At 39.6% G+C, this 5,671-nt stretch carries 4 protein-coding genes and 1 pseudogene; 3 read left to right on the plus strand and 2 right to left on the minus strand.

What is annotated here, in order from left to right; genetic code table 11:
• Nucleotides 1-53 precede the first annotated feature (53 nt).
• Nucleotides 54-959, minus strand: a pseudogene (gene sstT / locus MXE28_RS11080) (serine/threonine transporter SstT); the annotation flags it as partial.
• Between the two features lie 392 nt (nucleotides 960-1,351).
• Between sstT and MXE28_RS11085 the strand changes: the two are divergent.
• Nucleotides 1,352-2,098 carry a class I SAM-dependent methyltransferase gene (locus tag MXE28_RS11085; protein WP_021841387.1) on the plus strand — a complete coding sequence of 249 codons (747 nt, stop codon included), beginning with the start codon at nucleotides 1,352-1,354 and terminating at the stop codon, nucleotides 2,096-2,098.
• A gap of 177 nt (nucleotides 2,099-2,275) precedes the next feature.
• Here the strand turns inward: MXE28_RS11085 and MXE28_RS11090 are convergent, their stop codons facing one another.
• Nucleotides 2,276-3,013, minus strand: a complete 738-nt coding sequence (locus MXE28_RS11090) for an SIMPL domain-containing protein (RefSeq protein WP_021841388.1) — start codon at nucleotides 3,011-3,013, stop codon at nucleotides 2,276-2,278.
• Between the two features lie 571 nt (nucleotides 3,014-3,584).
• Between MXE28_RS11090 and MXE28_RS11095 the strand changes: the two genes are divergently transcribed.
• Together MXE28_RS11095 and MXE28_RS11100 are read left to right on the plus strand one after the other, a co-directional pair.
• Nucleotides 3,585-4,334, plus strand: coding sequence for an NADPH-dependent oxidoreductase (locus tag MXE28_RS11095; protein WP_021841389.1), 750 nt, complete (start codon nucleotides 3,585-3,587; stop codon nucleotides 4,332-4,334).
• Nucleotides 4,335-4,442: 108 nt separating this feature from the next.
• Complete coding sequence (locus MXE28_RS11100) at nucleotides 4,443-5,315, plus strand: NAD(P)/FAD-dependent oxidoreductase (RefSeq protein ID WP_021840270.1); 873 nt, start codon at nucleotides 4,443-4,445, stop codon at nucleotides 5,313-5,315.
• Nucleotides 5,316-5,671 lie beyond the last annotated feature (356 nt).

Here is a 5,671-nt window from a genome sequence, read left to right on the forward strand (position 1 = left end):
ATATCCTAACTATCTATGGGATTAAATTACCAACTCAAAATGTCCTATAACCCAATTGTAATGGCAGCACCGGCCATGTTAATGGTTGCCCCAAGCGGAATCGCGATAGAATACGTATCAGGGGATAAGCTGAGACGTTTGGCCATATTCATGTTAACCGGAATATTGGCAGCGGAACTGCGGGTGAAGAAGGCAGTAATACCGGATTCACGTAAACATTTAAAAGTAAGCGGGAACGGATTACGACGCATAACAATGTAAACAATGATAGGATTTACAACTAAGGCCACGAAGAACATGCTACCCAATAAAGTACCTAATAATACAGCGTATTCAACTAATGCTTCAATACCGCTGGTGGAAATAGATTCGGCAACGAGCCCCATAATACCGAATGGAGCCAAGCGGATAACCCATTGAACTACCATGGTAATAGCATCGGGAATTCCTACGAATACACTTTTTACTTCTTCTGTTGCATGACGAAGGGCAAAACCAATAACAACAGCCCAACCTAAAATACCGATATAGTTACCGGTCATGATAGCATGAAGCGGATTATCTACGATATTACGTAATAAAGTAATCAATACTTCCGCGATGCCTTGTGGAGCTTTGGCATCTTCAGCTGCAGTCACTAAATGTAGAGTGGCCGGGAAGAGGTAGCTGGCAAAAACAGCAATTAATGCTGATAAGAACATGCCTACCATATACATGACGATGATTTTTTTCATGCCGGTTTTTTGATCGGCCCGATGGCGGCAAACGGCAGCAATAACAAGGAAGAATACCAATAGCGGTGCAATCCCTTTTAAGGCGCCTACAAAGATAATCCCCAGCAGTGACAAGTCTTTACCAACAGCCGGATTAATCAGGGCCACAGAAATACCGATGACCAGCCCTATCATGATTTGATAAATCAGTTTGACTCGGTTAAACACTTGTAAAATTGCTTTCATAATAATCTCTCCTTAGACACTCAAAATAATGCATTTGTAATGGACATATGTCATTATAATACGGACAAGGAATAATATCAAGAGGCAATTTGAATAAAATTAGTCTATTTTGAAAAATATACTTTAAAATAAAATGTTTGACCTTATTTATCGATTTTTTTAGTGCTCACAATTACTTTACAAAATGGAGAACTATTAGTTATACTATAGAAACACATTATAATGAAAAGAATCATCAAATATAAATGGTATATATGGTACAATAATATAGTAGAGGATTTATTAATCGATTAATTATAGTTTGAAATGGCAGTAAATTGTAGTTAGTCGGACGATTGATAGCGTATTATGGTAGGTATATAGGTTTAAACTAGATTGTGAGTGAAGAAGATATGCAAGGGAATACAAGAGAGCAGTCATTAAGCTTTTCCAATCATGCGGAAAAGGAAGTATATGTGCAAGGTGTTTTTTCACATATAGCAAAGCATTACGACCTTATGAATTCATTGTTGAGTTTTCACCAAGATTCGTATTGGCGCCGTTTTGCCGTTGAAAAAATGGCATTAACTGAAAATATGAATATTTTAGACGTTGCTTGCGGCACGGGGATGCTGACGAAAGAAGCATTGCGCCAAATGCCGAGTCTTCATATTGAAGCCTTGGATTTTAGTCCGGAAATGCTGGCCCAGGGTGAAGTTCGTTTGAATCAGGCCGGTTTACTCGATAAGGTAAATTTAGTAGAAGGGGATGCTATGAATTTACCCTATGACGCCAACACTTTCGATTGCGCCATGAGCGCATTTGCATTGCGTAATGTGCCGGATATCATCAAAACCCTCAGTGAAATGAAGCGTGTTGTTAAACCGGGCGGCCGTGTAGTAACTTTAGAATTGGCTAAGCCTACCGTTTTCGGTTTTAAACAGTTATACTATGCGTATTTTGAAAAAATCTTGCCTGTATTGGGTAAGTTAAGTAAAGACCAGTCATCCTATGCTTGGCTACCTGAATCGTTACGTCGTTATCCACATCAGTCAAAAGTACTTGAATACTTTAACGAAGTGGGGTATAAGGACGCTACGTATTACGAATTGACCGGTGGTATCGTAGCTGTCCATGTGGGTATCGTACCGGAAGAGTAATGGCTGTTTGGCCACTCTGTGGTTAGTCGCTCATAATTAATAGAACTCTAAATAAAGAAAATATAGGCGTATATGCTTAATTTACAAGCCTATACAGGCACGAAAAAAGCCGAGTTCCACGGAACTCGGCTTTAGTATTTATGCAGTTATTTAAACGGATTCACTATATGAAGCAAATTAACGAACATAGAATGTTAAATCAACATTTTTGCTTACGGTGATTTCACCCTGTTCTACCGGCGTGGAAGAACCAAGCATATCAGATGCTTTATAAAGACGCATGGAGCTTTCCATAGTGTACGTGTTAGTGCCGCCTACGGAAGCGTCTTTAATACCGCCCAACTGTTGACCTAAAGCACCGGCAATCACTTCGGCTTGATGACGACCGTTTTTAACAGCTTCAGCAGTCAATTGGTCATTCAAAGCTTGGTCTACATCGGCTTCGAAGCTGAGGGACTGAATGTTATTGGCACCTGCCGCCACTGCATTGTCGATAACTTGGCTGATTTTGCTCAAGTCATTGATGCGAACAGCTACGGAGTTGAATACGGTATAACCTACAACAGAGTTGGCAGAACGATCACGGGTAGTGCTGTAATCGTTTTTAGGGGAAACGGAGAAGTAGGATGTTTGAATGTTATTTTTAGTAATGCCTACATTAGCAAGGCGAGCAATTAAATCACTCATAACACGATCGTTAGTAGTTTTAGCAGCTCCTACGGTAGATGCTTCACTGGTAATACCTAAACGAAGAATGGCATAGTTTGGCGCTACGGAGCGGGTTGCTGTACCACTTACGTGAATTTGTGCATCTGTATCAGCCGGTGCAGCGGCCAAAGCAGAGCCGGTGAAGCCTACTGCCAAAGCTGCAATTAAAAGACCGCGAGTTAAATGTTTTGTTAATTGAAGTTTCATTTGATGACTCCTTTTTTACTTTGAAAACTGAAAAATAAATTTCGTTACCATACATGTAGTATAGCAAATTATGGACATTTAGGCAATTTTTTTTTTCATGAATGCCATTTATTGTATAAAAAATTAAAGAAAATAAACGATTTACCGTATAAAATCAAATAAGTATGAGTATTTGTTGATGATTTATGCATGACAATATATTGCTTGACATATAACCATGCATTAGTTATATTCTAAGTATAGTATTCATGATCGTGAAATTTAATATGTGAATTAAGAATAATAGCAGGCGGCTTTTGGGGAGGAAGCGGGGATTTGTCTAAATAATTGATTGTTTTATTAATTATTTAAGGACTAGACAAGCCTACTAAATAATGTTACTGTAAAAAGAGAAACTTCGATATTAGATACTGGGGTAGATATAGTATCGATATTGAATGACTTTTACAGTATAAGTATGATTTTTGTCATAGTGTGTAATTATTTTAATGTGCAATATGATGGAAATCTGTGGTAAAATACAATTCACTGACTTTGTCAGTCGATGTATTTTAGTAAAGGAGACGATCCCATGAATCCTATTGACGTTTTATTAAATCATCGTACTATTCGTGAGTTTAAATCCAGTCCTATGCCGCCGCAACAATTGAGCATACTACTGGATATTGCTAAACGAACGGCTACCAGCATGGGCCTGCAAAGCTTTAGTATTATCCGCATTGTAAATCCCGAATTGAAAGCGGCTATCGCGGAAGTTTGCAACCAAGAGTATGTAGCACGGGTACCGGAACTATTTATCTTTATAGTCGATGCGTACCGTAACTCACGCATAGCTCGTGAACAAGGTATAACGAGTGACATTGAACGTGATAGTGATCGTTTCTTCCAAGGCTGGACGGATGCAGCCATAGCCGCTCAAAACATGGTGGCAGCTGCAGAGCTTGGTGGCTTCGGTACTGTTTTCTTTGGCAGTATCTTAAATAATGTACCTAAGATGATCGAACTTTTGAAATTACCGGAACTGACATTTCCGGTAGTAGGTGTCGGCATTGGCGTACCTAATCAGAAGCCGCAATTAAAACCGCGAATGCCTCGTGAAGCTAATGTATTTGATGATTCATATACTGTGTTTGACTCGTACCTCGAACTTTTGGAAGATTACGATGAAGAAATGGAACAGTATTATGATATGCGTGATACGAATCGTCGTGTAGATTCGTTCACAAAACAGGTTGCCGGTAAAAAGGCAGTTCCGTTAAGACAAAAACTAATACAACAAGCAGAAGCGCAAGGCTTTAAATTTTACGATGTAAAGGATTAAATACTTTTACGCCCCGAGCGGTCACCGTCAAGGTATTTTTTATGGGCTGACTACTTGTTACAGCAAGTGGTCAGTCATTTTTTACTATTTATATGCAAGGGGACAGATATGGCAGTTTTTGATGTGGCTATTGTAGGCGGCGGTCCCGCCGGCTTATCAGCCGCTTTAACGGCACGTGTTCACAATAAATCAGTGGTGTTATTTGAAGCCGCCGGTTTTGGTGATAAATTACGACGTGCCTCTAAAATCAATAATATTCCGGGGATTATGACCATCAGTGGCATAGATTTTATGGAAAATTTATTGGAACAGACATTAGCTTATGACCCGGTTATTGTGAAAGAACGTGTTCAATCCGTTTTTATCGGTGAACCGTTTACACTGATGACGGCAGATAATGTGTTCCAAGCGAAAAGTGTTATTTTGGCTACCGGTGTAGCTATGAGTAAAACCGTGCCCGGCGAGCGTGCTTTGCTTGGCCGCGGTGTAAGTTACTGCGCCAGCTGTGACGGACACTTTTTTGAAGACAAAGATATAGCCGTATATATTAATACGTTGGCTTATCAGCAGGATGTGGAATTGTTGGCTTCGCTGGCTAAAAACATGAACCTCTACATTGGCGGTGCTTTACAACTGCCCGGTGAGTGGTTGGACAGCTTGCCGTCTTCCGTAGTAGTACATAAGAAAGCGATTGTGCAAAGTGTAGAAGGTGAAAAGGCCGTTACGGCGATTCATACTAATGAAGGTATGAAAACAGTGGATGGCGTATTCTTCTTACGCGATACGTATCCGCCTGAAAATTTGGTAGAAGGTGTGATTCTTGACGGTAATTCAGTGGCCGTTAATCGTCATATGGAAACTAATTTCAAAGGCTTATTTGCTGCCGGCGATGTAGTGGGAACGCCGCTACAGGTAGCTAAAGCAGTCGGTGAAGGTCAAATGGCAGCGTTTGGTGCCGTGGCATATTCAAGCGGATACTGATGTAGTCTATGTAGCGTAATTGCAGCATGAACTAAAAATAAGTAGTTCGACTTAATAAGAAAACCCATGCCGGTGAGCTATATCATTGGCATGGGTTAAAAATTTTAAAAAAATAAAAATTAGGGGTTGACGAATAACCTTCAAATGGATATACTAATTAAGTCGCTGCAACAAGGCATGACAAAAACCAACAGGATAGTTTGAAAAGTGTTAATTAAAAATGCTTTAAAAACTTTTAAAAAGTGGTTGACATGAACTTGATGACGTGATAATCTATATAAGATGTCGCGTTAAAGCGATGAAGCAGATCTTTGAAAACTGAACAATGTAAGGTAATCATTTTTAACGAAATGAAC

Origin of the sequence: Veillonella sp. KGMB01456 (genome assembly GCF_023051165.1) — a bacterium.
Classification (GTDB): Bacteria; Bacillota; Negativicutes; order Veillonellales; family Veillonellaceae; genus Veillonella_A.